Here is a 24,992-nt window from a genome sequence, read left to right on the forward strand (position 1 = left end):
TAAAAAGTATAATGCAGCGAATTCCGCAATCACTTTAATTCAGAGTATATTACCTTGGTTATCATGTCAGGCTCTATATCTAATAAGTCTGCAAGTCTTACTATTTCTCCCATTGTGAACTTATCGGGATGGTTCAGTTTGACCATATACCTGCCATAATTAATACCGAGGGATTTCGCTATTCGGGTCGGATATAATTCTGCAAGAGTGTACATCTTTCGAATTTTTCCCGTCTCGAACATTGAACCTATGGAAACCAGTGCAGGGTCTTTATGATCATCTTTTTTTGTCATGGGCGTATTTGTTAACCCTAAAATGACAAGTAATTCATTTATAGTACTGTAAAATATACTTATAATAAGTAAATAAATACTAATAATAAATAAATGATTACATTTGGTAAGTTATTATTAAAATTTCAAGCCTGTGATTTCAAATATCGACAACAAACATCTTGAATTGTTGAAGAAAGGTTGCTCTTCGACTTTTGCGGACATCTATACCAAATACAATAGACAGATTTTCTGGTTGGGCAAGAGCTTTCTCGATGATGGTTTTGTTGTGGAGACATTGGTTCAGGATGTATTCCTAAAGTTGTGGGTTAATAGGGACAGTTTGGAATCACCCAAGCATATTTATTTTTTCCTGCGGTTTGTGATGAAAAGGGAGTGCATTACATACTATACAAGCCCTAGAAACAAGTTTTTCAGGAAAGTCCACTCTTTGGAGAGTTTTGAGAATTACCAAGACTATATGGTCGGGTATGACCCTCGTGAGGATAAAGATAATTTTAAACTTCAGGAAGGGGAACAAGAGAAGTTCGAAAGTATCAAATGCGTATTGCCCTTATTGGATGATAGCAAAAGACATGTGATCAATCTCTGTTTGAAATATGGCTTTCAGTATAAGGCTATTTCCAAGGTAATGGGAAAAGGCATCAATGAAACTTGTAGAGAAATCAAAGAAGCCATTGAAGATATTAAAACCATTCTTCATCAAGGAAATAAGCTTGACTCCGGTAATCACAAGACGGATGGGATAAAGTTTACCTGCGAGATGACAGAAGAGCAGACAAAGGTGCTTAAAATGCGTTGTGAATTAAAGTATTCCTTTTCCGAAATAGCCAATGAACTTAATCTCTCCCAAAAGAAGGTGCATCAGGAATTCATGATAGCCTATAGGCTAATGGAAGCAAGACATCAATTGCAATCAGCCTAGTATGGAAAAGTCAACGCTAAAACTCACTCGAAAGATCCAAATACTGATTGACCTCCCTACCCTGGAGGAAAAGAAACAGGCCTTGGATAAACTGTACCAGTGGCAGAACAGATGCTTTAGGGCGGCCAACCTCATAGTGACCCACCTTTATGTACAGGAAATGATAAAGGAATTCTTTTATCTATCAGAGGGGATAAAATATAAATTGACTGATGAAAAGAAGGATGAACAAGGAATCCTAAATCGTTCTAGGACCAATACCACTTATCGAGTGGTATCAGACCGTTTTAAAGGAGAAATCCCCACAAACATATTGTCCAATTTGAACCAGGCATTGATTTCATCTTTCAAGAAGAACAGACCAGAGTATTGGAACGGTGAACGCTCCTTGAAAAATTTCAAGAGGGATATGGCCTTCCCTTTTGACTTGGAGGGTATAAGTGGATTATCCTATAACGAAGAGAAGAATGCCTTTTGCTTTCGTTTATTTCGGATTCCCTTTAAAACCTACTTGGGAAAGGATTTTACGGATAAACGGACGTTGTTGGAGCGGGTAGCGGAGGGAAAAACTAAACTATGCACATCACACATCAAGTTAAAAGATGGCAAGATTTTCTTATTAGCGGTATTCGAGATTGAAAAAGAAAACCATGATTTAAGAGCGGAGATTATTGCAGAAGCCTCTCTATCCCTAGAATATCCTATTGTCGTAAAGGTTGGCAAAGCAAGGCTTACCATTGGTACAAAGGAAGAATTTTTATACAGAAGACTGGCAATCCAGTCGGCACACAGACGGGCAAAGATCGGGGCAACCTATTCCAAATCGGGTAAAGGCATCAAAAGAAAACTAAAGGCAGTTGACAGACTTGGTCAAACGGAAAGTAAATATGTACATAATCGTTTGCATGTCTATAGCCGGAGGTTGATTGATTTTTGTGTTAAACATAGGGCAGGGACCCTCATACTATTGAATCAGGAGGAAAAAACTGAGATTGCTAAAGAAGAGGGATTTGTATTAAGAAATTGGAGCTACAATGATTTGATGACCAAAATAAAATATAAGGCCAATAAAGCAGGTCTCGAAGTGATAATTGATTAACAAAACCGATGGAGGGTGCTTGTACACCCGTAAGGTGAGGTTATAGACACTCACTAAATGCTAAAAGCATATACAACGCGTGGGCTTTCTTATCATACCGTATAGGCAAATTTAAATTAAACTGTATTTTTAAATTAAGCATTGGGCTTTTTGCTTTCTACTAAAATTTCATAAAGCTTGTGTCTCCAAAAATCTTTAGCCTTGATATCTGAATCATCAATCATGAGATCTACTTTGTTCATCAAATCTAAGAGTTGAAAGATAGTATTGACATTTTCTTTCTGAATGAATGCTTGGACTTGCTTTCTATACTTTTCCCTGAATTCTTTTTGTTTTGATTTTTTAACCTTATCAAAAAGATAGTTTTTTAAGTCCTGTGGAGATTGAGCTTTTTTTATGTACTCTGCATCTTTATGTATTGTGTTCACAAATTCATTTATTGCTTCTGCCAAGTTTTGTAGTATACCAACAACTTTATCCACTCCAACCTGATGCGAAAATGAAGCCATTTTTGCATTTAAGTTTGGTTTAATGATTAAGTTGTCTTCTTTGCCAAAGTTTAGACTGAACAATCCATTGAATTTTACTGCATCCCGCTTTATTTCATCATTGACCAATTCCAATTCAAAACCAACTTCTAACCCTTTCATCAGTTTTTTATAGTTCATGCGAGTGAATACTATTCTTATATCTGATTCACTACAGGTATAATATCTTACCATGTATTCTTCCTTTTGGGATTTCATTATTTGATGTATTGAAATCAATGCAACAAACACTGAAAACTTTATATTATAGTCCTTGTATCTGCTTACAGAGGTGATAGCACGAACAAAGTAATTGTTGTCTTTGTCAATAAGGAAGCGAAATTGTTTTTGATAGTCATTTTCACTATTCTTTTTGTCTAACGATTTTAGATTGGTTTGAATAATATCATCATACTCGTTATCATGACAATAATTTAAAAATTTGTCGGCACTGAATAAATCTAGAAATTCAGATTTAACGGAATATTTTGTAGTCCCTGCAATTAAATCTGATTCGGTTATTTTTAAAATATCTTCGTCTTCAATATTGGAGATTTCTATGATAGCGCTCTTTTTGTCTAGAATTTTTTCACATCTAACGTTTTTGAGTTTGGTTGCAACATCAAACTTTGTGAACTTGGAATCAATAGCTAGTACATCATTGACCAAAGAGTTAGCCCCGGTAACAGGAATGAACTCATCTTCTATTCCTGATATTTTAAAGCAGTCATATAACTTTTCATAATGGTCACTGTTTTCAATTAATTTAAGTGCTTTTTTTACAGAAACACCATTGTCATTTATTGGGAAATCTCTGTACCCAACTTTTTTTCTTTCACCTACTTTCATCGTTATAAATTTTAATTTTTAAAAATGCCCCTCCTAATTAAGGAGGGGACTGGTGTATAGTCTAGTTCTCACCCTTGCTATCTTTCCTGTTGCTTCTAACATGTGGTTTTACCTTGATGGTTTTTCCACCAACTTTTCTAGTGTGACCAGGTATTCTGTTATATTTTCTACCGTCTGAATCTTTTGCCATAAATAACACCTCCTTTCGTTGTAAAATTTTTCCTATATTTCGGAGTATTTCCCCTCAATATTGTATTAACCGAAAAAAATATTGTTCCCCCATTGGGGTAAATTATTATTTTACAATTATTATATAAATGCAGGATGTTGGGAAATATCTAGAAGGAAATTCAAAAAAGCTTGATCATATCAGTAATGTTGAATGGGAAATTGCATTGAGAAAGTGTCGGGACCATTTGCGTTTTAGACTTCGAGGAAGAACCAAGCAAGGAGCTCATTCTACCGAATATCTTGAAGTTCCAGCACATGAATATTATTTGGCATTTGCGTATAATGGTATAATTTTTGGCCAGTGGGAATGGAAGGATGAATACACTCTAGATCAGCAGTTGATAAGAATAATTGATAGTCGGATATCAACGGTTGTGCAATCATATAAATCAGTTCTTGCCAAAAATGCAAGGAAAGTAGAAGAAGGGAAAATTCCTGATATAGTTTCGTTAGAACCGAAAAATGTGGAAGAGAGTTTTTATGATTTAGAAGATCACCCCCCGCCAAATGAAGATGAATTAATGCAAATTGAGAAAGAATACGGATTGATTGAGGAATTCATGATGAATTCTGATGATGATTACTTAAAAATTTTTTGGGAATGCGCAAAAGAGGGGCTAAAGAGGAACGAGACTGCTGAGATTATGGGTATTAAGCCTAAGCAACTTGATAAGGTCAGGGAAAAATTTCTAAGACAGTTAAGAAAAATGGACGGTGATGAAAAGGGATGAGGCAATTAAAACTTTAAATAATCTTTACGGCTTGTTGATGGAAATAAACTATCACAAGTTACCCGAGGATTATATCGAAGAGTTAAATGATGACAACGATTTTATCAAAAGTCATTTAAGGAATGTTCTAAGACAACGGGCAATTGCTAAAGGGATTCTAAATCAGAATAGATACAATAGGGCTTATGATGAATTCATAAGAATCAAAAAAATGGGAGTTGATAAATTAAAAGAATTGATACCTCAACAAGATATGGCCGAGCTGGTTCCTTTATTTAGCAAGTTTGAAGAGTTGGATGAAAAAGACAAAAAAGCAATTGCTGAAGATGAAGAGTTTTTGATATTTATTTCAGCACTTAAGGACAAAATAGAACGCGGAGAACTTGACTAGGCCTGAAATTGAAGCAAAAAGGTTATTGGACTCTTTGGGTTGGGAAAAACCTGGGGATTTATCGTTGAATCAAATTGGGATTTCATTAAATGCTATGATAAGAGACGTTGAAATGAAAGGTAGTCAAGGGAGAATTTTGATGAAAGAAAATTATTCGGTCATTTCCGTGAACTCTGACATTAGCTATAATCCTAAAAGAAACTTCGTAATTGCCCATGAAATTGGGCATTTGAGTCTTCATAAAAAAATTATGCCTCTGTTTTCGGATAATAAAAGGACTCTTAATGAATGGTATTCTAAGGGAAAACACGAAGAAGAGGCAAATCAATTCGCATCTGAACTTTTAATGCCCACTGAATTATTTATAAGGGAATCTAATGCTAAGAACAAAAGTTTCAGTTTTGAATTAATTAGGGAATTATGTGACTTCTTTGGAGCTTCCCAAACCGCTACTCTTTTGAAATATTGTAGGATAGGTAATACCCCGGTAAGCATTGTTTTTAGCAATAAAGGGGTTATTTCTTGGAAGGTTGAATCTAAAGATTTCCCTTTAAAGTTTTTGAAAATTGGTTCAAAAGTACAGGAGGGAACTAGTGCATACGATTTTTATCAGTATGGAGAAATTGAGCAAGATCCAGTTGAGGTAGCACCTATGGACTGGTTTCCTGAGGATTTTCAGGTTGAGGACTTTGAAGATGTGGATTTGATGGAACAGAGTATTAGAATAGGTGAGGAAAGCTTACTTACTTGCCTTTGGTTTTAAGGGGGGGGGTTATATTCCTTGTGTGTTATTAACAAATTGGTGTTAAGAAGATTACCTCATTAAGAGCTGTTTATTTAGTAAATTTGAACATGGGAAAATCAACAATATACTCTACTGGATATGGTAACAAGAATATCGATGACTTTATTAATGAATTGAAGTCATTTGAAATTAAATTCTTGCTTGATATAAGGTCCAAACCTTATTCCAAATGGAATGTCCCATTCAATCAGGAATCACTTGATCTAAAACTCAGGACACATGGAATAAATTATGTGTTTGTTGGGGATAGTCTTGGGGGGCTTCCCGAAGACAGAGGTTGTTACGATTTTGAAGGGAAGGTTATTTATGATAAAATCAAAGAAAAGGATTTTTTTAAGGAAGGACTTAAGCGATTAATTGTGGCCAATTCAAAAAAGGTTAACATAGCAATTATGTGTAGTGAATCAAAGCCTGAAGAATGCCATAGAAGTAAATTAATCGGACAGGAACTATTGAAACATGATATTTCAATAAACCATATAGTTCCATCCGGAATAACTAAGTCTCAGGAGTTGGTTATGAATGAATTGAACAAGGGTAAGGCTATTGTCGATTTGTTTGGGGAGGAAATAGACTTCACATCTCGAAAAACCTATTAGAAATGGAATTCTTCACATTGGGCGTATACAATTCTAATGAACAAGAATATTTTGAAAAATTGCTACAGAATAGAATCGACACCTTTTGTGATATTAGACAGAGAAGAGGAGTAAGAGGATCAAAATATGCTTTTGTTAATAGCAACCGACTACAAGATAAACTTCATGGATTAGGTATTAACTACGGGCATTTTATTGAACTGGCACCTACAACTGAGATTAGAAATCTTCAGAAAGAAGCTGACCTTCAGTTAGGTCAGGTTAAAAGAAATCGGACTAAGTTGGGCAAAATATTTTCAATTGCTTACAAGGAAAGAGTTTTGAAGAATTTTGATTTCAATCAATTTATTGACCAGCTTGAGAATGCGGGAGCAAATAAAGTAGCTCTATTTTGTGTTGAGGAAAAGCCCGAAGCATGCCATAGATCTATTGTTACTGACAAACTATCGACCTTAGGGTATAAGGTCACACATTTATGAAGGCCACGGTTGTCATACTTTCCAAAACTCACATGAATGGCCGCTCCTGTGTTGGTGGCATGACGATGGATGGTAGATATGTAAGATTGTTGGATTCTAACGGAGATAACCAGCCTGAGGATACTGACTTGGAACCTATGCAGGCTTGGGATATCAAATTTCGAATTAAACCTAACACTACTCCCCCGCATGTTGAGGATGTTTTAGTTTTAGAGCGTACAAGAAAAAGAATGCTTAAGAAAGGGATAACTATCCTAGAGTTTATTGAAAAAAGGGATATTCCAATTTGGAGAGGACATCCAGACAATATATTCGATGGACTTATTCAATGGACTGGAAATGGAAGTGGTTTTATAGATAGGGATGGAGGTGTCCCAACCCATAGTGTGGGGTTTTGGCTCACTGATAGACGTTTATTGAGAAGAGATTATAATGGGGTTAGATATAGATATCCATCTGTGAATGGAAACAGAAGCCTAAAGTTTAAAGGATTTCAAGAACCTGTTGATGCCATACCTGCTGGAACTTTATTAAGGATTTCATTAGCCCGGTGGGTTTCATTCAGTCCTGATGAGGAACGAAAATGTTGGCTTCAATTATCCGGTTGGTATGATTTGTAGTATTCAATATTGAGTGACAATAAAAATTTATGGCCAAGTTTAAAATTTACCTATTTTTCAGCTTAAGTTTAAGTTGGACCGAAATAGGATAAAGTTTGGTATACTTTATTTCGAAATCATCCCAGTCCTTTGATATTTTCATCACCTCTATCATGTCATTTATGTACTTCTCCAAGTATACTAATCCCTCATCATTCAAAAATTGAAACAATTTATATTTCTTGATATACCCAGTTATCAATGGATTTTCTTTTGCCAACAAATTGGGCAATACTTCTCGGTCAAATCGCCCATATATAAATTGCTTAATCCAAATGGCACAAATAGGTGGCTTAATGAAATCATTAGGGTTTAAACCATCCCATCCGTTTAGTTTATATATTAAAGAGAAGAAAGGTTTGCTATTTGGAAACATAGGTTGGTATTCCCTAGCCAAATCCCGAATTACGTGCTTTATTTCTCTTATTGATGTGGTTCTTCCATTACGGAGTTGGAACTTTTCCAATTCCTTGTTTATTTCCTCTTTCTTGGGAAGAAGAGATTCGGTCTCGAATAAGAGTTCTTGTCTTTCTGCACGATCTCGAATTTTCTTTATAACCTTTTCTTCCAGACCAGATTTTTTTAGCTTTTCTTCTTTCATAGTCTAAATGGTGTTGTACTTAAGATTTATATTTCTATCCCTACTGATATCCTTGACTGGTTTAAATGTTAGGTAATCTCCTACCTTAAAATTTTCCAAAAGATTGTCATACTCATCTTTTGGAAAAAATTTATTGTATTTACCGTATAAGGAGCTTTTTCCATATTCCCATAAATAAAAATTGTATACAAAACTGGGGTGTACATGATTTTCCCTTGCGTACCGATCAATAAACATGGGTTCGTCAATATGTGGTAGTACCTCTTCTAGTTTTTCCTTGGAAAATAGATACTCTCTTGCAAAATCATTGGCTTCATCTTCATCAATCTCAAAATCGTCTATAATTTTGGCAACATTCCTTTTTCCAGAATCATCAATTTCAATACTAAAATGATGTTTTTCATTTTTGATAGTATCCCAATCATAAAGTACATGATAAAGCTCGTGGATAAGAGCAAACCATAGGGTTGGATAGAACTGGGTGTATTTTGTAAGTGCTATGCAGGGTTTTTCTCTATGGCTGAATGTTGCTCCCCGTAAATGAAGGTTTTTGTTGAATTTTGGCACAATAATTAAGGTCACACCAAATTTGAAAAGTTTCTGTGCCACCACCAACAAACCCTCTTCTACATTCATGCTGTGCATTCTGATTTTAGGAAAGTAATTAATTAAAGCCTCCCTGTCATATGTATTGGGATTGGGTGTTTTTTCTATACTTTTACAAACAGCTTCAAACCAAAAATTTAAACTCTTTTTCCCGGATTTCCTTTTTCCGGAACTTAGTGTTGCAGATATTTTGTTTTTTCCATATTCAAAAATATTTTCGTAGCTAAAAAAGCTTTTTATTTTTGACTCTATAGCATCAAAATCATTTATGCTATCAATTAATCCAATTCTTTTAAGTTCCGGCAAATCAAAGTTATCTACCAAAAAGCTTCTTTTTCTAGCTTTTTCTATGCTTTCTTTCTTAGTGTCAAAAACTAAATCGAAGTATTTATCAATTAGGTCATGGTGAGAAATATTCAAAAGATAGGATAGTTTAAGTATAGTGAGAAAATCTATTTTCTTCGAGTCACCTTCTAAAACTGAATCTAAAGTTTTATTTTCAACATCCAATATTATGCAGGCCTGATGCTTAGTAATAGATAAATCGTCAAGACGCTGCTCAAACAATTCTTTCAATTGAAAAGCTTTGACCCTAGCATCGTCTTTGAATAAATCTCTTAAAAGCCTGTTTACATCACTATGTTTGTCCTTTTTGCTCATTTGAGTGAAATAACCAAATAAAATATTTGTGGTATATCAGTAAAATTAGACATAAGAGGAAAAGTTTGGAAAAAAAACCAAACTTTTTATAAACAAGCTTTTGAACAATTGTTCAAATAGTATTTAGAGGCTACTTTTTTCAAACCAACCATCAATCATAGAATTTATTATAAATGGTGATTTGAAGAGGTTTGGTTTATGGTTATCGTAAGGTTTATCATACTTTATTAAAGTAAGGGAAAGATTATTACTATCTTAGACAAAGAGAAACACATAAAATTTGTGTTCAAAAGTTGTTTTTTGCTTTCCGTGTTCTTAACGGGAATGCCCTTAAGATTAAAGTGTCAAAGAATTGATATTTAGATAATTAAAAATTGGATGTGGTTTCTGCCACCCCGACAGAATCTAACCCACTGATTTTCAGTGGGTTTTTTGTTTTCAAAATCTTTTTTAGATTTTAAAAATTCACCTATTGTACCCAAAAATTTAATTTTAGGACTTTAGTATGGATCAAAAGGATATAAAGTGATGGGTGTAATTCTTGAAGCCTTACTTAGGAAAATGTTTGGCGTTAAATTCTTTGACAAAATCGTTTTGTCGAACGTTCCATTTTTTTCGAGACCTTATAATTAGGGTAGTCAAATAAATGGCAACGGAGTGATCATACTTGATGTATCTTGTTTTGTCCACTATAAATTTTTCACCATACTTAAGTTTCAGCCATGGAAGAGCTTTGATGATTTTCCGGTCAATGATTCCTCCCCTATGCATAAGAAGATTTCGGACTTGAGTTAGTTCATTAAAATCCTTTTTACAACTTCTGGTACTCGTCCGGACAATCCAAAAGGAGCAAGTAATTTTTCAAACCTCTGATATCCGTAGTTGATACCAATCGTGGATGATTTTTCATAAGTGGCAAACATGTAGTCATAAACTTCTTCCTTGCTAAGTTGCATGAACTCTGCTAATTTTATTTTAATACTAGAAAGTTCTTCAATATCTTCTAATCTAGTCGATTTTGCAATTTACCATAACCTTGTTCCAAGGATTTGATTGCCCTTGAGATATAATTACAAGGTAATCAGTTGGGAACAGAGCCACTTGCACAATGTTTCCGTAGATTGGTAGATTGCATGAACATAGGTTTTTGTTTTTTTGGTTTATTTCCAATAGGTTACTTTATTGGATTGATAGATTTTCAAAGATATTTTTGTTTTTTGTTTGATTAAATGTATTAATTGTTTTACTTAGCAATATGTAATACATAATACAATATGAAAAAAATTATAGCAGCCACCTATGCGCCAATGCATGAAGATAAGAACTTGAATCTGGAAATTGTTAAAGATTATGCCAAGTTTTTAAAGGAGAATAAAGTAATGGGGGCTTTTGTAAACGGTTCAACCGGCGATTTTGTGTCCTTGAGTACTTTGGAGCGCAAACGACTTATTGAAGCCTGGGGTAAAAGTAAGCCCGAGGGATTTTACCTGATCAACCATGTGGGACATACCAATTTAAGGGAAAGTAAAGAGTTGGCAGAACACTCCTCGGACATTGTTGATGCCATAGCAGCTTTGCCCCCTTTTTACTTCAGACCTAAGCGTATGGATGATTTATTGGTATACTGCTCCGAGGTGGCGCAATCTGCACCCAATTTGCCCTTTTACTACTATCATATTCCTGTTTTGACCGGAGTTGATTTTTTAATGGCCGATTTTTTGGATAGGGCAACGGAAATGATTCCGAACTTTTCAGGTATTAAATATACCAATGACCACATACAGGATTTTGGTAAATGTTTGGAGTTTGCCCCGGAAAGAATAAGTCTTTTTTTCGGGATAGATGAAAAATTTATGGATAGCCTCATGACTGGGGCAACCGGATGGGTTGGTAGTACCTATAACCATTTGGCCCCTTTGTATATCAAAATCGCTTCTTGTGTGTCCCATGGTGAAATGGAAGAGGCAAAACTTCTACAGAAAAAGGCTATCACTTTTGTAGAGACCCTGGAGTCCTTAGGTGGTTTTCACGGGGGAAGTAAGAGCTTTATGAAACAGTTCGGATTGGATATGGGTCCCAGCCGCTTTCCACATAAGGCTTTCGATGATGATAAACTTTTAAAAGCAAGACGCTTTTTTGAAGAGATGGAAATTTATGGGTATATGTCAAAGCCTTTTCACGATGACAAAGCTCAACAGTAAAAAAATTTAATGAATTATGTAATACATAATACAAATAATTTTTATATTCGCTACATAACACTTAGATAATCAAACTTTAAAATTTATGAAACTCTCAAACTATGCAGAAAAATGTTCAAGAGGTAATCTGGTGGGAAGCCCTTTGAAAAAGGGGAAGCTCATTCAATTCCTTCTTTTTGTATTGGTTGGTCTGCTTTCGGACGGAATGTATGGTCAGGAAGTAAAGGTCACTGGAAATGTAACAGGCTCAGATGGTGTGCCACTACCCGGAGCTTCTGTTTTGGTGAAGAATACCACCAATGGAACCCAAACAGATTTTGATGGCAATTATATCATTGAAGCTAATGCTGGTGATATTTTGGTCTTCAGTTATATTGGGTTCACCACCCAAGAAATAGCGGTCAACAACCAAACCACTGTTGATGTGATTTTGGCGGAGAATACGGCGATGTTGGACGAAGTGGTGGTAACGGGATATGGTACGCAGTCAAGGGCAACCTTGACCTCGTCTGTGTCAAAGTTGGATACCCAGGTTTTGGAAAGTGCCACACGTTCCAATCCGGCCACGGCGCTGCAAGGTACCATTGCCGGTTTACGGGTGACCAATACCACAGGCCAGCCGGGATCTACACCAGAAATTGTACTACGTGGAGGAACCAATTTTAGTGGTAGTGACGCTCCATTGATTTTGGTTGATGGGGTTCCCAGTTCCTTTTACGCCTTAAACTCAGATGATATTGAATCAATAGAGGTATTAAAAGATGCGGCGGCCACGGCCATTTATGGTGCACGATCGGCCAATGGGGTTATTTTGATCACTACAAAGACGGGTAAATCAGGTAAGTCTTCCATCAATTATAAGTACAGATATAGCGTAAACAATGAGCGCAATGATCAAAAATATATAGGGGCGGCAGATCACATTGATTACAACAGACAATCAGTGGCTTGGTATAGGGAGGCGTCCGGCGACCCTGGTGCGTTTAGTGCCTTTTTGGATGGGAACCATAGTGCGGCAACTGGAAATAATGCCACAAATGACCCCTTTACCACGCAATTATTGACCTCAGATAATCAGTACCTCCTTAATCAGCCAGGGTGGCAATCCATTCCGGATATTTTAAATCCTAGTCAACAGATTCTGTTTTATGACAATAAGGATGTAGGGGACCGAATTTATCAAACCAGTGAATCCAAGGACCATTATATATCCTTTGATGGAGGCAACGAAAAAGGTACATACTACTTAGGATTGGGTCTTTTGGACAACGATGGGCTTACCTTGGGAACGGGTTTTAAAAGGTATTCCGGTAAATTCAGTGGATCTTATAAAATCAGTGATAGGCTCAAGGTGAACTCCAATATTTTATATTCCCACTCCAATTTAAGCCTGGGAGGGTTGGGGAGCGAAGATACGGTTTTCAGAAGGTTCCAAGGTCAAGCGGCAACCTCCAGAACCTATGATAGCAATCCCGATGGAACTTGGTCCGATCAATATGCACCAGGGCAGAACCAAGGTTTTGGTAACCCTTTGTATTATCAGGATAAGTTTGTCAGAAAGAACTTGGAACAGCGTTTAACCGCTTCGGTGGGCCTCGATTGGAATCTTATGGATGAATTGAAGTTCTCTTTGAACGGAAGCCATTTCACCATCAATAACCATAACGAGAGTTTTAACAAAGCCTATAGGGTTGGCAGCAATACGGGGCCTTTACGCACCGGACGTGAAGCGTCCGTTAGCTTGACCCGAACATTGAGAAACCAGTTGACAAGCACCCTGAACTACATTAAATCTTTTGGAAACCACAATGTCAATGCATTGGTGGGGGCGGAATATTATAAAGATAATATTTTTCTTTCCTCTGCGGGAACCAGGAATTCCCCAACGGATCTGATCCAGACGCTCAATGCAGGGGCAGAGGCCAATGGGATACCCTCCACCTTTGAGTCCGAGCAAGTCATTGTATCGGCTTTTGGTAGGTTGCTGTATGATTATGATAACAAATATTTGGTTGGATTTACATTCAGGAATGACGGTGCCTCAAGGTTGGGTAACAACAAATTCGGGTTCTTCCCGGGTGCATCCCTTGGTTGGAATGTGCATAACGAGAACTTCTTTCAAGATTCAGGACTAGAGAAGACCATATCCGTATTAAAGCCTAGATTGAGTTATGGTGTCAATGGGAATGTTAGTTCACTGACCCCTCCTGGGGCACCAGATTATTTAGGGAACTATGTGGTTTTTGGAGCCTATAGCGGACAAGGAATCTATAATGGGCAAACAGGTTATGCCAATTCAAGTTTACCAACACAAGATTTGGTTTGGGAGCGTTCAACAACGCTAAACGCTGGTTTGGATCTGTCTTTGTTCAATAGTCGATTGAATCTGATCATGGATGTTTATTCAAGGGATATCAAGGATAAAATTGCAAACTTGACCTTGCCCTATTATACAGGTTTCGGTTCTATAAGGACCAATAATGGAACTTATAGAAACAGAGGTGTTGAACTCCAGATAAATGGGGATATCATCAGAAAAGATGATTTTACTTGGAACTTAGGGGCCACCATCACTTCCAATAAGAACTATGTGGTGGAACTGCCTGAAAATGACAATGATTTGAACAGGCAGGGTGGAACCTTGATTTGGAATTCTGAAACAGGCCAAGAAGAGTGGGTCGGTGGACTTCAAGAAGGACAACGCTATGGAGGTGATTTGGTGGTGGCCTTTGAACAGGAATCCATTTATGCCAACCAGGCCGAGGCGGATGCCGATAATGGCATTACTGATGAATATGTGCCCGGAGCTAGCCGTAACCAACGATGGGCAGGTGATGTAAAGTGGGTCGATCAAAATGGGGATGGAGTGATCAATAACCTCGATAGAAAAGTTATTGGACGTACCACGCCTGATTTTACTGGAGGTTTCAACACCAGTCTTACCTACAAAAACTTTAGTCTGTTCGTGCAAACGGATTTTGCCACAGGACACTTGGTATGGAACCATATCAGGAACAAAGGGTATGCCCAGACACAGGGTAACTTGGAGCAACCGATCGAGGTCTTGGATTCATGGACCCCTGACAATACCGATACCGATTGGCCCCGTTTTGTTTTTGTAAATGGTACCAAGAACGTTTGGAGAGGAAGCGAAAGCATAGGAAGCTTGCAGACTGAGGCCAACGAAAAGTTCTGGGAAAAGGGGGATTATTTGGCACTGAGGGAAGTAACGTTGACGTATAATGTCCCTACTGAATATTTTAATGATGTGATCAAAAGGTTGAGCATTAATGTAACAGGGACCAACCTGCATTATTTTAAAAGTATGAGCGGGGATACCCCTGAGGTTGGTGGCGTGCAGTACGGGGAATTTCCGGTACCTAAAACCATTACGGTCGGACTTAATGTAACATTTTAAAAAATACAGAAATGAGAAAGTATATAGTAATATCAATAATAATATTGGGCCTCTTAGCTTGCGAAAGTGAATTGGAACTGGTAGCGCCAAGTGAATTGACAGTGGCTGGGTTTTGGGACACCGAGGAAGGTGCAAGAACGGCCCATACAGGATTGTATGCTGATTTAAGGGATGCCACAGGAGGGTTATGGTCACTCGGTGAAATACGAAGCGATGTATGGGGAGGGAGAACCTATGAAAGCCCCGCAGATGTGTCCTTGATAGAATCCAGCTTTACGGTCTCAACCGCTCCTTATGGGGGCTGGGGTGGACTTTATACCCAGATTCATCGAATCAATGATTTCTTACTTAATATTCCGGACATAAACTTTTTAAACGAGTCCGATAAAAGCCATTTAATTGGACAAGCCTATGGATTAAGGGCATTGTATTACTATACCTTGTTAAAATCTTGGGGTAATGTTCCCATTATTTTGGAACCTTTGGCAACCGTTGACCCAGCTGGACTCAGCAGGGAAAGGTCCTCCCAAAGTGATGTCATGGCACAAATTAAGTCGGATATTGAAGCTTCCTTGAGCGCTTTTGGTTCGGACGATAGTTTTTGGGAAGGCAACAAGAACTTTTGGAGCAAGGCGGCCACCTTGACCCTGAAAGGTGATGTCTATATATGGTCCGGGAATTTGATGGGAGGAGGCAATGCCGATTTTACCGAAGCTAAAACAGCCTTGCAACAAATCGCTTCTTTTGGGATAAGTCTGGAACCCACAATCGATAATTTATGGGGAGTACCAAACGAAGGGAACAGTGAGTTCATTTTTGCAGTGCAATATCAACGGGATGAAGCCTCTAACATTTATAATAGTTTTACAGGTAGAAGTACAGAGATCAATCCCCAGTTTAACGCCATGGGAGAATCCATGAGCGACTTTATCATTGCAGGGGCCAATAGATATGGGCAATCTGAAAAGACCATTTTGCTGTTGGATGACAATGATGATGCTAGAAAGGATGCAACGTTCATTAGATTGTATACGGATGACAATGGCGGTGCCGGTTATCCCACCTATAGCGAGCCTACATATTTTGGATCGATACTTAAAAAGTTTTTGGGGCAAGTGGATGGATCTGAGCGGATTTTTGAAAATGATGTACCGTTGTACAGATATGCCGATGTACTCTTGCTATTGGCCGAAGCCAAAAATCTTCTTGGAGAAGACCCTTCGGGTGAGATCAACCAAATACGGCAAAGAGCTTATGGAGCCAATTATGATCCGGGTACCCATGGTTATGTGAATGGTTCCCAAACCGATAATGCCAATGCCATCTTGGACGAACGTTACAAGGAGTTTGTAGGGGAGGGAAAACGTTGGTGGGATCTAAGGCGGGCCGGAGACAGCTTCGTGATAGATAATGTAAGTTTTCTTAGCTCTGGAGATGAGTATAAATTAATATTGCCCATTTCTGAAGATATGATAGGTAGGAATCCATTGTTGGATCAAACACCTGGATGGCAGTAAAATCTAATTGATTGATTTGAGTTAGTTAGTTTAGTTTAGTTCAAGTGAAAGGGCCCGATAGTAGTCGGGCCTTTTTGTGTTTTATGATGTAAATCCCAAAGGGATATCAATGGTCTCCAGTTTTCTTGGCCCTCTGTTTTTTAGAAGAGGTGTTACTTCTTTCCGTTTTTGAAAATATGATCAAAATGGGGTTCTAAATGTCTTCGCATGGCATTTCTAAAAGTCTCTGGAGTGCCTACTTTTAGATTGTCCAAAAGCATCCTGTGGGTCACAAACGTGCCTTTCGTATAGTGATAGTCATCCAGATTACGATTCTTGGTTTCTTTCAAGTAAACATATTCAAAAACAGGTAAGAGCAAGCCTTGGAACCTCTGTAATGTATCATTCTTGGAAATTTGGTAGAGTTTTCCATGAAAGGCAACTTCCTTGTCCAAAGAAAATCTGGCTTTGCCTGTACTGGTGGCTTCTTCCGCTTCCACAATTTCTTCAAGCTCCTCAAGTTCCTTTTGGGTCTTATGCTCAAAAAGAAAGTCGGCCATACCCATTTCAAGGATCATCCGAAGCTCAAACAGATTTTTTAAGGTCTTCGTGCCCAATAGGGTAGGGTCCATGATCCGCTCAAAATTGTTGATGATGTCGGGTTGCTTTAAAATCATTCCCCGATGTTTTTTTGATTCTATCAGCCCCAAGGTTCGTAACCGCAATAAAGCTTCTCGCACAACAGTTCTACTTACCCCAAGGTTGGTGGCAAAATCCAATTCCTTTGGAATGGGGTCGCCAGGCCCAAGATTATTCTCCTTAAAAAATTCCAACAACCTGATTTCTACTTTATCAACCAGTGAAAGGGTATCTACTGGCTTTAACTTTTTTAGTGGCTCCATAAAGCTTTTGGTTAACTGTAATGGGATTGAAATAGCAGGCAAATTGCTGGAATTTGCCATACTTTAAACATAACATCTTTTTCCTCTGTTGTGACAAAGATATTTAAAATATATTGTATGTTTGCATTATGTCATACATAATATGAAATATTCTAAAGTTTACAAAAGTGCACTCTTTGGAGATGTGATCCCTTTTTGGGAAACCCATTCAGTGGACAAAAGGAATGGGGGTTACTTTACTTGCTTAAATCGGGAAGGAAAGGTTTATGACCATGATAAATTTGTATGGCTGCAAGGTAGACAGGCTTGGTTGTTCTCTATGCTGTATAATTCTGTTGAACAGAAGCAAGATTGGTTGGATATGGCCAAGACAGGAATCGATTTTTTGAGAAAATTCGGAAGGGATGGCCACGGCAATTTTTATTTTTCCCTCACTCGTGAAGGAAATCCATTGGTACAACCGTATAACATATTTTCCGATTGTTTTGCTGCAATGGCCTTTTCCCAATATGCCAAGGCCACGGACGATGAAGAAATGGGAAACTTGGCAAGGCAGATCTATAATAACATTTTAAGTAGGAGGGAGCAACCCAAAGGGCCATATGAAAAAGCTACAGGAAATAGACCTTTGAAAAATTTCGCCTTGCCTATGATACTTTCAAACTTGGTTTTGGAGCTTGAACATGTACTGGATCCAAAGGAAGTTGAGACGACGATTGACATTTGTGTTGATGAGGTTATGGAAGTGTTTTTAAGGGAAGGCTCTAATCTAATATACGAATACGTAAACCCGGATGGGTCACTCAACAATTCTTTTGAAGGTCGACTCATCAACCCGGGCCATGGTCTTGAGGCCATGTGGTTTATAATGGACATAGGGGTGCGGCGTAATGATTTGGGATTGATTCAAAAAGCAAAGCAGACCATACTCAGTTTGTTGGACTTTGGATGGGATGAACAATACGGCGGAATTTTTTACTTTAAGGATGCCATGGGCTACCCGCCGCAACAATTGGAACACGATCAAAAACTCTGGTGGGTCCATTTGGAAGCCTTAGTAGCCTTGGCTAAGGCTTATGAACAAACAGGGTGCGATAAAATTTGGCAATGGTATGAAAAAGTCCATGAATACACTTGGTCACATTTCCCCGACCCGGAAAATGGGGAGTGGTTTGGATATTTAAACCGTCAGGGAGAACCTCATATAACGCTCAAGGGAGGGAAGTGGAAAGGTTGTTTTCATGTACCAAGGGCCCTGTATCAATGCTGGAAAACATTTGAAAGAATAGAAAACAAAGAAAATAAATAATCAATGGGATTGGTGAAGAATAAACTCGGGATGACAGTTACGGCCTTAGCATTGGCAGGGATTATATCATGTGGACAAAAAAAGGATGCCGGAATCCAAATAGAAACACTGCAGCCAACTATGCCAGTTTTGGCCAAGAAGGAACGGAATGCAATTTTACATATGGGCATAACCTTGACCGATACTTTGGAAAGTAGGCAGCTGGAAACCTTTACATTTTCATTCGAAGGTACCACGGATATCAATGATATTGCCCAGGCAACAGTTTTGTATGGTGAAACCGGCAACATGGAAGAGGAAACTGTTTTTGGCACAATCACAAAACCAACAGCAACATTTACCATCACGGGGAGTAGTCCCATACGGTCCGGTGAACATAATTTTTGGCTATCTGTTGAATTGAAGGACATCCCGGAATTGACCCATAAAATAAATGCTGAGCTTGTATCTATAAAGCTTAATGATGGAACTGAGGTGAGACCCAAAATTACTTCAGGGATGAGTCCCCAACGTATAGGAATCGCCCTTAAGCAAGCAGGTGAGGATAATATTGACACCTATCGCATTCCCGGTCTGGCCACCACGAATAAGGGAACCTTGATTGCGGTGTACGATAATAGGTATAATGACCCGGTGGATCTTCAAGAAGATATTGATGTTGGGATGAGCAGAAGCACGGACGGGGGGCAAACGTGGGAACCTATGAAAGTTATCATGGATATGGGAGAGTACGGAGGTCTATCAGAAGATCAGAACGGTATTGGAGATCCCGCAGTGCTTGTAGACAAAAACACAAATACCATTTGGGTGGCGGCCCTTTGGCTCCATGGTCATCCAGGAGAGCGTGCATGGAATGCTTCCCAGCCTGGAATGTTACCAAAGGAGACAGGCCAACTGATTTTGGTAAAAAGTGAAGATGATGGGGTTACTTGGTCCAAGCCCGTCAATATCACATCCATGACCAAGAAACCAGAATGGCAATTGTTTTTCAATGGGCCGGGCTCCGGGATAACGATGGAGAACGGGACGTTGGTCTTTGCCGCACAATATAAGGACAAGGACAGGGTACCGCATTCCACTATCATCTACAGTGAAGATGGTGGTCAATCTTGGACCGTTGGAACAGGGGCAAAGTCTGAGACTACCGAAGCGCAAGTGGTGGAAATCTCCAATGGGGTTCTCATGCTGAACATGAGGGACGATAGAAATCGGTCCAATCGAAACGATTCCATCAATGGCCGGTCCGTGGCCATAAGTAATGATATGGGCAAAACTTGGGAAGAACATCCAACTTCCCGAGAAGCATTGATCGAGCCCAACTGTATGGCGAGCATCATTGTTTATGAACATCCTGAACGGGGAAAAATCCTGTTCTTTTCAAACCCCAATTCAAAGACCAAACGGAACCATATCACCATAAAGACCAGTTTCGATGGTGGAATGAGCTGGCCGGAGAATAACCAGCTAGAACTTTATGAAGAAGGAACGTATGGTTATTCCTGTCTTACCATGGTTGATGAAGACCATATCGGAATTCTCTATGAAGGAGTCAAGGAGCTATATTTCCAAAAGATTCCGATTTCTGATTTGATACAATAGGCCATGGAGCGTTTAAAAAAAGCCTTTGCCCTGTTTTCGATACTCATTTCTTTGTTGACCATCAATACCTTATGCTCACAAAGTTTTCAGTCTAAGTTTACCGTTGAAACACTGAATAATGCTCCTGTAAAATTGATTCCCTTTCCCCAAAAGGTGGAATGGGGTAAAGGGGTACGATTGATTTCATCTTTTCGGGTGGAGACGGATTCAACTTTGCCCTTGTCAATTCAGTCCGAATTGGAGTCCATTTGTCGTGACACAGGAATCCTAATGGATGGTAAGGCCACTGATACAATACATTTCCATAAAGACCCTTCCCTTCCAGATGAAGGATATGATCTTACTGTTACAGAAATGGCAATTCATATTACCGCTGCTACAGAGGAAGGTCAATATTATGCCCTACAGACCCTAAGACAATTGATTTCCCATCAGAAGGATGTTATTTTACTCAATCAATGCACTATCTCAGATTGGCCTGCCTTTTCCATAAGGGGCTATATGTTGGATGTGGGTAGAAATTTTCAAAGTATCCAATCGCTCAAGGAACAAATGGATGTGATGGCGAGGTACAAATTGAATACCTTCCAATGGCATTTGACCGATAGACCGGCATGGCGTATTGAAAGTAAGGTCCATCCAGAACTCAATGACCCCAAAAACCATAGACCTTCGCGAGACCCTGGCAGGTTCTATACGTATGCTGAAATACGGGATTTTATTGAATATGCCGCTGAGCGACAGATACAGGTAATACCGGAAATAGATATGCCTGGGCATAGCGATGCCTTCACAACGGCTACCGGATATAAGATGGAGTCAAGGGAAGGGATTAAAATTCTTGAAAGGATTTTGGAGGAGTTTTTTAATGAGATTCCCAAAAGCTACTGTCCAATCCTACACATTGGTTCTGATGAAGTTGAGATAGAAGACCCCAAGGGATTTATGGATCACATGGTGAACTTTGTTCGGGAGCATGATAGGGACGTCATGGTTTGGAACCCGGGACTGGAAGCCGATAATGATGTTATCCGTCAAACTTGGAAGCCTAATAATGTAGGCCACAGAGGGTACAGGGAAGTGGACTCTTGGAACAATTACATCAATAATGGCGATCCGTTCATCCATATCCCAAAACTTTTCTTTAAGCCCATCGGAAATGGTTCAAAAAATAAAATCTTGGGGGGAATCATTTGTTTATGGCCCGATGTCAATCTCAATGCAGAGGAGGAGGCCATCACTACCAATCCGCTGTATCCTTCCCTGCTCACCTACGCATGGACCACTTGGACTGCAGATGTTCAAAAGGCATCCAAAGATTATCTCACCATGGTACCCCCAAAGGGAACGGTTGAAAATGAGTATTTTGCAGCGTTCGAGAAATTCTTAATGCACCACAAAGAAGCTTATTTTAAGGATAAGCCCTTTCCCTATGTAGCACAGGCCAATACAATTTGGGAACTAATGGGTCCTATGGAGACGGCCCATAAAAGCAAGATTAAGAAGCTTGCAACCGGAAATACGGTCTATATCCGTGATCGTTTCAAACAGGGAGGCCAATTTCCAGAGGCCCAACCCGGAGAAACCTATATTGCAAAAACATATGTTCACTCCAGTAAAGAACAGGAAGTAGATGCCTGGATAAGTTTTGAAACACCATACAGGGCCAATAGGGTATATTCGGGTATTCCCCAAAGGGGAAAATGGGATGCGAATGGGGGTACAGTTTTGTTGAATGGACAGCCTCTGCCATCACCAGAATGGAAGAATCCCGGATGGAAACCCACAAAAACGGAAGGTTGGGGCACATTCCAAGATCAGGAAACACCATGGAAAAAAGAAGAACTGTATTGGACGAGGGAGCCCACCAAATTGTTTTTAAAAAAAGGATGGAACGAAGTGGAGATAAAAGTGCCTGGAACCAATTCATATCAAAACTGGATGTTCACTTTTGCCATAGGGCAGCCAGGAATCGAATTTTCCACTAAACCGGTTACCGAATGAAAAAAATAGTCGGCCATTTATTGATTGCAACCGTTTTATTGTTTGGATGTAATGTGAGGGCACAGCAGTTAGCTGATAAGGTCAAAATTGAAGAAGGAGTTGCATTGCCCTCAAAAATACAAGGTGAAACCGCTTTGGGGTACGCTGGAATGTTGGGAGGTCAATTGGGTGATGTGATTTTGGCAGCTGGTGGGGCCAATTTTCCCAATGGACGACCGTGGGAGGGAGGTGAGAAAGTATGGAGCGATGACATCTACCTTTTTGAAAACGGAGTTTGGCATAATGCTGAAGAGAAATTGCCAAAACCATTGGCATATGGGGCATCAGTACAATTACCCAACGGTATCTTATGCATTGGCGGTGAAAATGCAAGTAATACCAGTAATTTGGTTTTTCTGATAGGATATGACCCAGATAGCGGAGAAATCACTTTTGCGGATTATCCGTCTCTTCCTGAACCCCTGGCCTATACCACAGCAGTCCTTGAAGGAGGATATGTGTATGTAGCTGGAGGGAAAAACGATGACAGAAGTACCAATACTTTTTACCGAATGTCATTGGAATCAGAAAAGTGGGAAAAGCTGCCTGACTTTCCGGGAGAACCACGCGCACTGCATGTGGCATTGGTTCAAGAAACCCAGTACTCCCGAAAACTCTTTCTCATTGGAGGCCGAAACCAAATTTCAGGTCAAAAATCAACACCATTGACCTCTTTTGTCTCTTATGACCTTGGTAATGGTAGATGGCAGGAAGAAGGCAATATTGCCATTGATGGAAAGCCAAGGGTTGTCATGGGCGCATCAGGGCAAGCAATGGGTTCCATGCATCTTTTGATCTATGGGGGATCGGATGAAATCCTGTTCAACAAGTTGGAAGAGATTGCCTTGCAGGTTCCATCTGAACAAAACGATTCCATTGTTGGAGGAATGATTCGTAAAAGAGACTCCATTTTGAACAACCACCCTGGATTTTCAAGAGAGATATTGGCCTATAACACCATAACCCAAACGTGGTTTGTGTACGATACGTTGCCCCGACCCCTTCCTGTAACGGCCCTTTCTTTTCCAATGACCGATAATCAGGGGCTTAGAATTGTTTCGGGCGAGATTTCCCCGGGGGTCAGGACACCAATGGTGCTGACCCTGACATTGGGAGAAGCTGCCAATCCATTTGGGACCATAAATTATGTAGTACTGATAGCCTATTTATTGTTATCCTTATTGATAGGGGTGTATTTTTCCTATAAACAAAAGTCGACCAACGACTACTTCATTGGAGGCGGGCGTATTCCATGGTGGGCCAGTGGACTCAGTGTTTTTGGAACGCTGTTGAGTGCCATTACATTTATGGCCATACCGGCAAAAGCATTTGTCACGGATTGGTCATTTTTTATGCTGAATATGACAGCAATCATCATCACGCCGGTAATAGCGTTGGTGTTCATTCCTTTTTTCAATCGACTTAAGATTACCACGGCCTATGAATTTCTGGAAGAGCGTTTTAATTACTTGGCAAGGGCCTTTGGTAGTCTATCGTTTATTCTATTCCAGTTTGGGAGAATAGGGATTGTACTTTTATTGCCTTCGTTGGCGATAACCATTGTAACGGGAATCCCTGTGGAAACCTGTATTCTCATCATGAGCTTGCTTTGTATTGTGTATACGGCTTTTGGAGGTATCGAAGCTGTGATTTGGACCGATGTGATGCAGGTCATTGTTCTTTTGGGGGGAAGTATTCTGGCTGTGGTCTGGATAATGCTGAATACCGAGGCTTCTTTTGGGGAGATGGTTTCCTATGCTTCGGAAAGGAACAAGTTCAATATAGCCAATATGGATTTTGATTTTACGACCGCTACCTTTTGGGTCGTGACCATTGGTGGATTGGCTTCAGCCTTGGTCACCCAAGGAACGGATCAGACCATAGTACAACGCTATTTGACCAGTAGTGATGTGAAAAATTCCAAGAAAACCCTGTATACCAATGCGGTATTGACCCTTCCGGCCACCATTATTTTCTTTGGATTGGGAACCTTGTTGTTCATTTTTTACACGGAAGCCCCGGAACGATTGTCCCCTGGCATTTCAAACAATGACTCCATTTTTCCATGGTATATAGTTAGGGAACTTCCCGTTGGGGTTTCAGGGCTGTTGGTGGCAGGTATTTTTTCTGCAGCAATGAGCAGCATAAGCAGTAGTCTTAATTCGGTTTCCACCGCTTTTTGTAATGATTTCTATAAACGTTTCTACGATGACGTTCCTGACAGAAAACTGTTGAAGATTGCACGTATTGCAACCGTGCTCACAGGTCTTGTGGGCATGGTGTTGGCCCTATGGATGGCCAATTCCAATATAAAATCCCTTTGGGATGAATTCTATCGCTATTTAGGATTGTTTACCGGAGGTCTGGGGGGTATGTTCCTCTTGGGGATTCTTACCAAAAAGGCCAATGGTGTTGGCACCCTTATGGGATTGGTGTCCAGCGCGGTATTGATATGGTACATAAATGCTTATACCGAAATCAGCTTCTTGATGTATGCTTTTCTTGGTATGGTATCCTGTTTTGTTTTGGGCTACATTTTTAGTTTGGTATTCAGAGAAAAGAATTGAAG

At 39.3% G+C, this 24,992-nt stretch carries 21 protein-coding genes; 15 read left to right on the forward strand and 6 right to left on the reverse strand.

Annotated features, from left to right (window positions below; all coding sequences use genetic code 11):
* Positions 1-29: 29 nt before the first annotated feature.
* A complete protein-coding gene (locus DN53_RS10235) occupies positions 30-293 on the reverse strand; it encodes a hypothetical protein (protein WP_129654180.1) in 264 nt (87 codons plus the stop codon).
* 133 nt (positions 294-426) lie between these two features.
* Between DN53_RS10235 and DN53_RS10240 the strand changes: the two genes are divergently transcribed.
* Together DN53_RS10240 and DN53_RS10245 are read left to right on the forward strand one after the other, a co-directional pair.
* Entirely contained in the window at positions 427-1,218 is a 792-nt protein-coding gene (locus tag DN53_RS10240) for a sigma-70 family RNA polymerase sigma factor (RefSeq protein ID WP_129654181.1), read from the forward strand.
* A 1-nt stretch (position 1,219) separates the two neighbouring features.
* A complete protein-coding gene (locus DN53_RS10245) occupies positions 1,220-2,317 on the forward strand; it encodes a hypothetical protein (RefSeq protein WP_129654182.1) in 1,098 nt (365 codons plus the stop codon).
* A 134-nt stretch (positions 2,318-2,451) separates the two neighbouring features.
* Here the strand turns inward: DN53_RS10245 and DN53_RS10250 are convergent, their stop codons facing one another.
* Positions 2,452-3,693 carry a hypothetical protein gene (locus DN53_RS10250; RefSeq protein ID WP_129654183.1) on the reverse strand — a complete coding sequence of 414 codons (1,242 nt, stop codon included), beginning with the start codon at positions 3,691-3,693 and terminating at the stop codon, positions 2,452-2,454.
* A 317-nt stretch (positions 3,694-4,010) separates the two neighbouring features.
* Between DN53_RS10250 and DN53_RS10255 the strand changes: the two genes are divergently transcribed.
* The 6 genes from DN53_RS10255 (at position 4,011) to DN53_RS10280 (ending at position 7,549) form a co-directional block, all read left to right on the forward strand.
* Positions 4,011-4,655: a sigma-70 RNA polymerase sigma factor region 4 domain-containing protein gene (locus tag DN53_RS10255; protein ID WP_129654184.1), complete on the forward strand. Its 645-nt coding sequence runs from the start codon at positions 4,011-4,013 to the stop codon at positions 4,653-4,655.
* Positions 4,642-5,046: a hypothetical protein gene (locus tag DN53_RS10260; protein WP_129654185.1), complete on the forward strand. Its 405-nt coding sequence runs from the start codon at positions 4,642-4,644 to the stop codon at positions 5,044-5,046. The genes DN53_RS10255 and DN53_RS10260 overlap by 14 nt, the downstream gene beginning before the upstream one ends.
* Positions 5,039-5,809 (forward strand): ImmA/IrrE family metallo-endopeptidase, encoded by a 771-nt coding sequence (locus tag DN53_RS10265; RefSeq protein ID WP_129654186.1) that lies wholly within the window; start codon positions 5,039-5,041, stop codon positions 5,807-5,809. The genes DN53_RS10260 and DN53_RS10265 overlap by 8 nt, the downstream gene beginning before the upstream one ends.
* Before the next feature lie 89 nt (positions 5,810-5,898).
* The gene (locus tag DN53_RS10270; protein ID WP_129654187.1) at positions 5,899-6,450 is read left to right on the forward strand and encodes a DUF488 domain-containing protein; all 552 of its coding nucleotides are present in this window, start codon (positions 5,899-5,901) and stop codon (positions 6,448-6,450) included.
* Positions 6,451-6,452: 2 nt separating this feature from the next.
* Complete coding sequence (locus DN53_RS10275; protein ID WP_129654188.1) at positions 6,453-6,929, forward strand: DUF488 domain-containing protein; 477 nt, start codon at positions 6,453-6,455, stop codon at positions 6,927-6,929.
* A complete protein-coding gene (locus DN53_RS10280) occupies positions 6,926-7,549 on the forward strand; it encodes a dual OB domain-containing protein (RefSeq protein WP_129654189.1) in 624 nt (207 codons plus the stop codon). Before DN53_RS10275 ends, DN53_RS10280 begins: the two co-directional genes overlap by 4 nt.
* A gap of 46 nt (positions 7,550-7,595) precedes the next feature.
* On the opposite strand, the gene DN53_RS10285 is transcribed toward DN53_RS10280, so the two are convergent.
* The 3 genes from DN53_RS10285 to DN53_RS17930 form a co-directional block, all read right to left on the reverse strand.
* The gene (locus DN53_RS10285) at positions 7,596-8,189 is read right to left on the reverse strand and encodes a P63C domain-containing protein (protein WP_129654190.1); all 594 of its coding nucleotides are present in this window, start codon (positions 8,187-8,189) and stop codon (positions 7,596-7,598) included.
* Positions 8,190-8,192: 3 nt separating this feature from the next.
* Entirely contained in the window at positions 8,193-9,455 is a 1,263-nt protein-coding gene (locus tag DN53_RS10290) for an ImmA/IrrE family metallo-endopeptidase (protein WP_129654191.1), read from the reverse strand.
* A 791-nt stretch (positions 9,456-10,246) separates the two neighbouring features.
* The gene (locus DN53_RS17930) at positions 10,247-10,411 is read right to left on the reverse strand and encodes a hypothetical protein (RefSeq protein WP_165357361.1); all 165 of its coding nucleotides are present in this window, start codon (positions 10,409-10,411) and stop codon (positions 10,247-10,249) included.
* 318 nt (positions 10,412-10,729) lie between these two features.
* Between DN53_RS17930 and DN53_RS10295 the strand changes: the two genes are divergently transcribed.
* The 3 genes from DN53_RS10295 (at position 10,730) to DN53_RS10305 (ending at position 16,591) form a co-directional block, all read left to right on the forward strand.
* Positions 10,730-11,656: a dihydrodipicolinate synthase family protein gene (locus tag DN53_RS10295; protein WP_129654192.1), complete on the forward strand. Its 927-nt coding sequence runs from the start codon at positions 10,730-10,732 to the stop codon at positions 11,654-11,656.
* Positions 11,657-11,741: 85 nt separating this feature from the next.
* On the forward strand, positions 11,742-15,074 hold the full coding sequence (locus DN53_RS10300; RefSeq protein WP_129654193.1) for a SusC/RagA family TonB-linked outer membrane protein: 3,333 nt from the start codon (positions 11,742-11,744) through the stop codon (positions 15,072-15,074).
* Positions 15,075-15,085: 11 nt separating this feature from the next.
* Positions 15,086-16,591: a RagB/SusD family nutrient uptake outer membrane protein gene (locus DN53_RS10305; protein WP_129654194.1), complete on the forward strand. Its 1,506-nt coding sequence runs from the start codon at positions 15,086-15,088 to the stop codon at positions 16,589-16,591.
* A 152-nt stretch (positions 16,592-16,743) separates the two neighbouring features.
* Here DN53_RS10305 and DN53_RS10310 read toward each other — a convergent pair whose 3' ends face one another.
* On the reverse strand, positions 16,744-17,472 hold the full coding sequence (locus tag DN53_RS10310; RefSeq protein ID WP_129654195.1) for a FadR/GntR family transcriptional regulator: 729 nt from the start codon (positions 17,470-17,472) through the stop codon (positions 16,744-16,746).
* Between the two features lie 142 nt (positions 17,473-17,614).
* On the opposite strand from DN53_RS10310, the gene DN53_RS10315 reads away from it, so the two are divergent.
* Genes DN53_RS10315 through DN53_RS10330 form a run of 4 tightly spaced genes read left to right on the forward strand, consistent with a single transcriptional unit; the run spans position 17,615 to position 24,990 of the window.
* On the forward strand, positions 17,615-18,781 hold the full coding sequence (locus DN53_RS10315) for a n-acyl-d-glucosamine 2-epimerase (RefSeq protein WP_129654196.1): 1,167 nt from the start codon (positions 17,615-17,617) through the stop codon (positions 18,779-18,781).
* Positions 18,782-18,784: 3 nt separating this feature from the next.
* Positions 18,785-20,380 (forward strand): sialidase family protein, encoded by a 1,596-nt coding sequence (locus tag DN53_RS10320; RefSeq protein WP_242502114.1) that lies wholly within the window; start codon positions 18,785-18,787, stop codon positions 20,378-20,380.
* Between the two features lie 3 nt (positions 20,381-20,383).
* Complete coding sequence (locus DN53_RS10325) at positions 20,384-22,384, forward strand: family 20 glycosylhydrolase (RefSeq protein ID WP_129654197.1); 2,001 nt, start codon at positions 20,384-20,386, stop codon at positions 22,382-22,384.
* Positions 22,381-24,990 carry a sodium:solute symporter family protein gene (locus DN53_RS10330; protein WP_129654198.1) on the forward strand — a complete coding sequence of 870 codons (2,610 nt, stop codon included), beginning with the start codon at positions 22,381-22,383 and terminating at the stop codon, positions 24,988-24,990. Before DN53_RS10325 ends, DN53_RS10330 begins: the two co-directional genes overlap by 4 nt.
* Positions 24,991-24,992 lie beyond the last annotated feature (2 nt).

Source organism: Flagellimonas olearia (assembly GCF_004150225.1).
GTDB lineage: Bacteria > Bacteroidota > Bacteroidia > Flavobacteriales > Flavobacteriaceae > Flagellimonas > Flagellimonas olearia.

Coding starts and splice junctions, on each gene's coding strand:
- DN53_RS10270 (WP_129654187.1), top strand. CDS start 5,899: ATGGGAAAATCAACAATATACTCTACTGGATATGGTAACAAGAATATC.
- DN53_RS10275 (WP_129654188.1), top strand. CDS start 6,453: ATGGAATTCTTCACATTGGGCGTATACAATTCTAATGAACAAGAATAT.
- DN53_RS10305 (WP_129654194.1), top strand. CDS start 15,086: ATGAGAAAGTATATAGTAATATCAATAATAATATTGGGCCTCTTAGCT.
- DN53_RS10290 (WP_129654191.1), bottom strand. CDS start 9,455: ATGAGCAAAAAGGACAAACATAGTGATGTAAACAGGCTTTTAAGAGAT.
- DN53_RS10285 (WP_129654190.1), bottom strand. CDS start 8,189: ATGAAAGAAGAAAAGCTAAAAAAATCTGGTCTGGAAGAAAAGGTTATA.
- DN53_RS10255 (WP_129654184.1), top strand. CDS start 4,011: ATGCAGGATGTTGGGAAATATCTAGAAGGAAATTCAAAAAAGCTTGAT.
- DN53_RS10260 (WP_129654185.1), top strand. CDS start 4,642: ATGAAAAGGGATGAGGCAATTAAAACTTTAAATAATCTTTACGGCTTG.
- DN53_RS10295 (WP_129654192.1), top strand. CDS start 10,730: ATGAAAAAAATTATAGCAGCCACCTATGCGCCAATGCATGAAGATAAG.
- DN53_RS10325 (WP_129654197.1), top strand. CDS start 20,384: ATGGAGCGTTTAAAAAAAGCCTTTGCCCTGTTTTCGATACTCATTTCT.
- DN53_RS10320 (WP_242502114.1), top strand. CDS start 18,785: ATGGGATTGGTGAAGAATAAACTCGGGATGACAGTTACGGCCTTAGCA.
- DN53_RS10315 (WP_129654196.1), top strand. CDS start 17,615: ATGAAATATTCTAAAGTTTACAAAAGTGCACTCTTTGGAGATGTGATC.
- DN53_RS10250 (WP_129654183.1), bottom strand. CDS start 3,693: ATGAAAGTAGGTGAAAGAAAAAAAGTTGGGTACAGAGATTTCCCAATA.
- DN53_RS10280 (WP_129654189.1), top strand. CDS start 6,926: ATGAAGGCCACGGTTGTCATACTTTCCAAAACTCACATGAATGGCCGC.
- DN53_RS10310 (WP_129654195.1), bottom strand. CDS start 17,472: ATGGAGCCACTAAAAAAGTTAAAGCCAGTAGATACCCTTTCACTGGTT.
- DN53_RS10300 (WP_129654193.1), top strand. CDS start 11,742: ATGAAACTCTCAAACTATGCAGAAAAATGTTCAAGAGGTAATCTGGTG.
- DN53_RS10245 (WP_129654182.1), top strand. CDS start 1,220: ATGGAAAAGTCAACGCTAAAACTCACTCGAAAGATCCAAATACTGATT.
- DN53_RS10330 (WP_129654198.1), top strand. CDS start 22,381: ATGAAAAAAATAGTCGGCCATTTATTGATTGCAACCGTTTTATTGTTT.
- DN53_RS10235 (WP_129654180.1), bottom strand. CDS start 293: ATGACAAAAAAAGATGATCATAAAGACCCTGCACTGGTTTCCATAGGT.
- DN53_RS17930 (WP_165357361.1), bottom strand. CDS start 10,411: ATGCAACTTAGCAAGGAAGAAGTTTATGACTACATGTTTGCCACTTAT.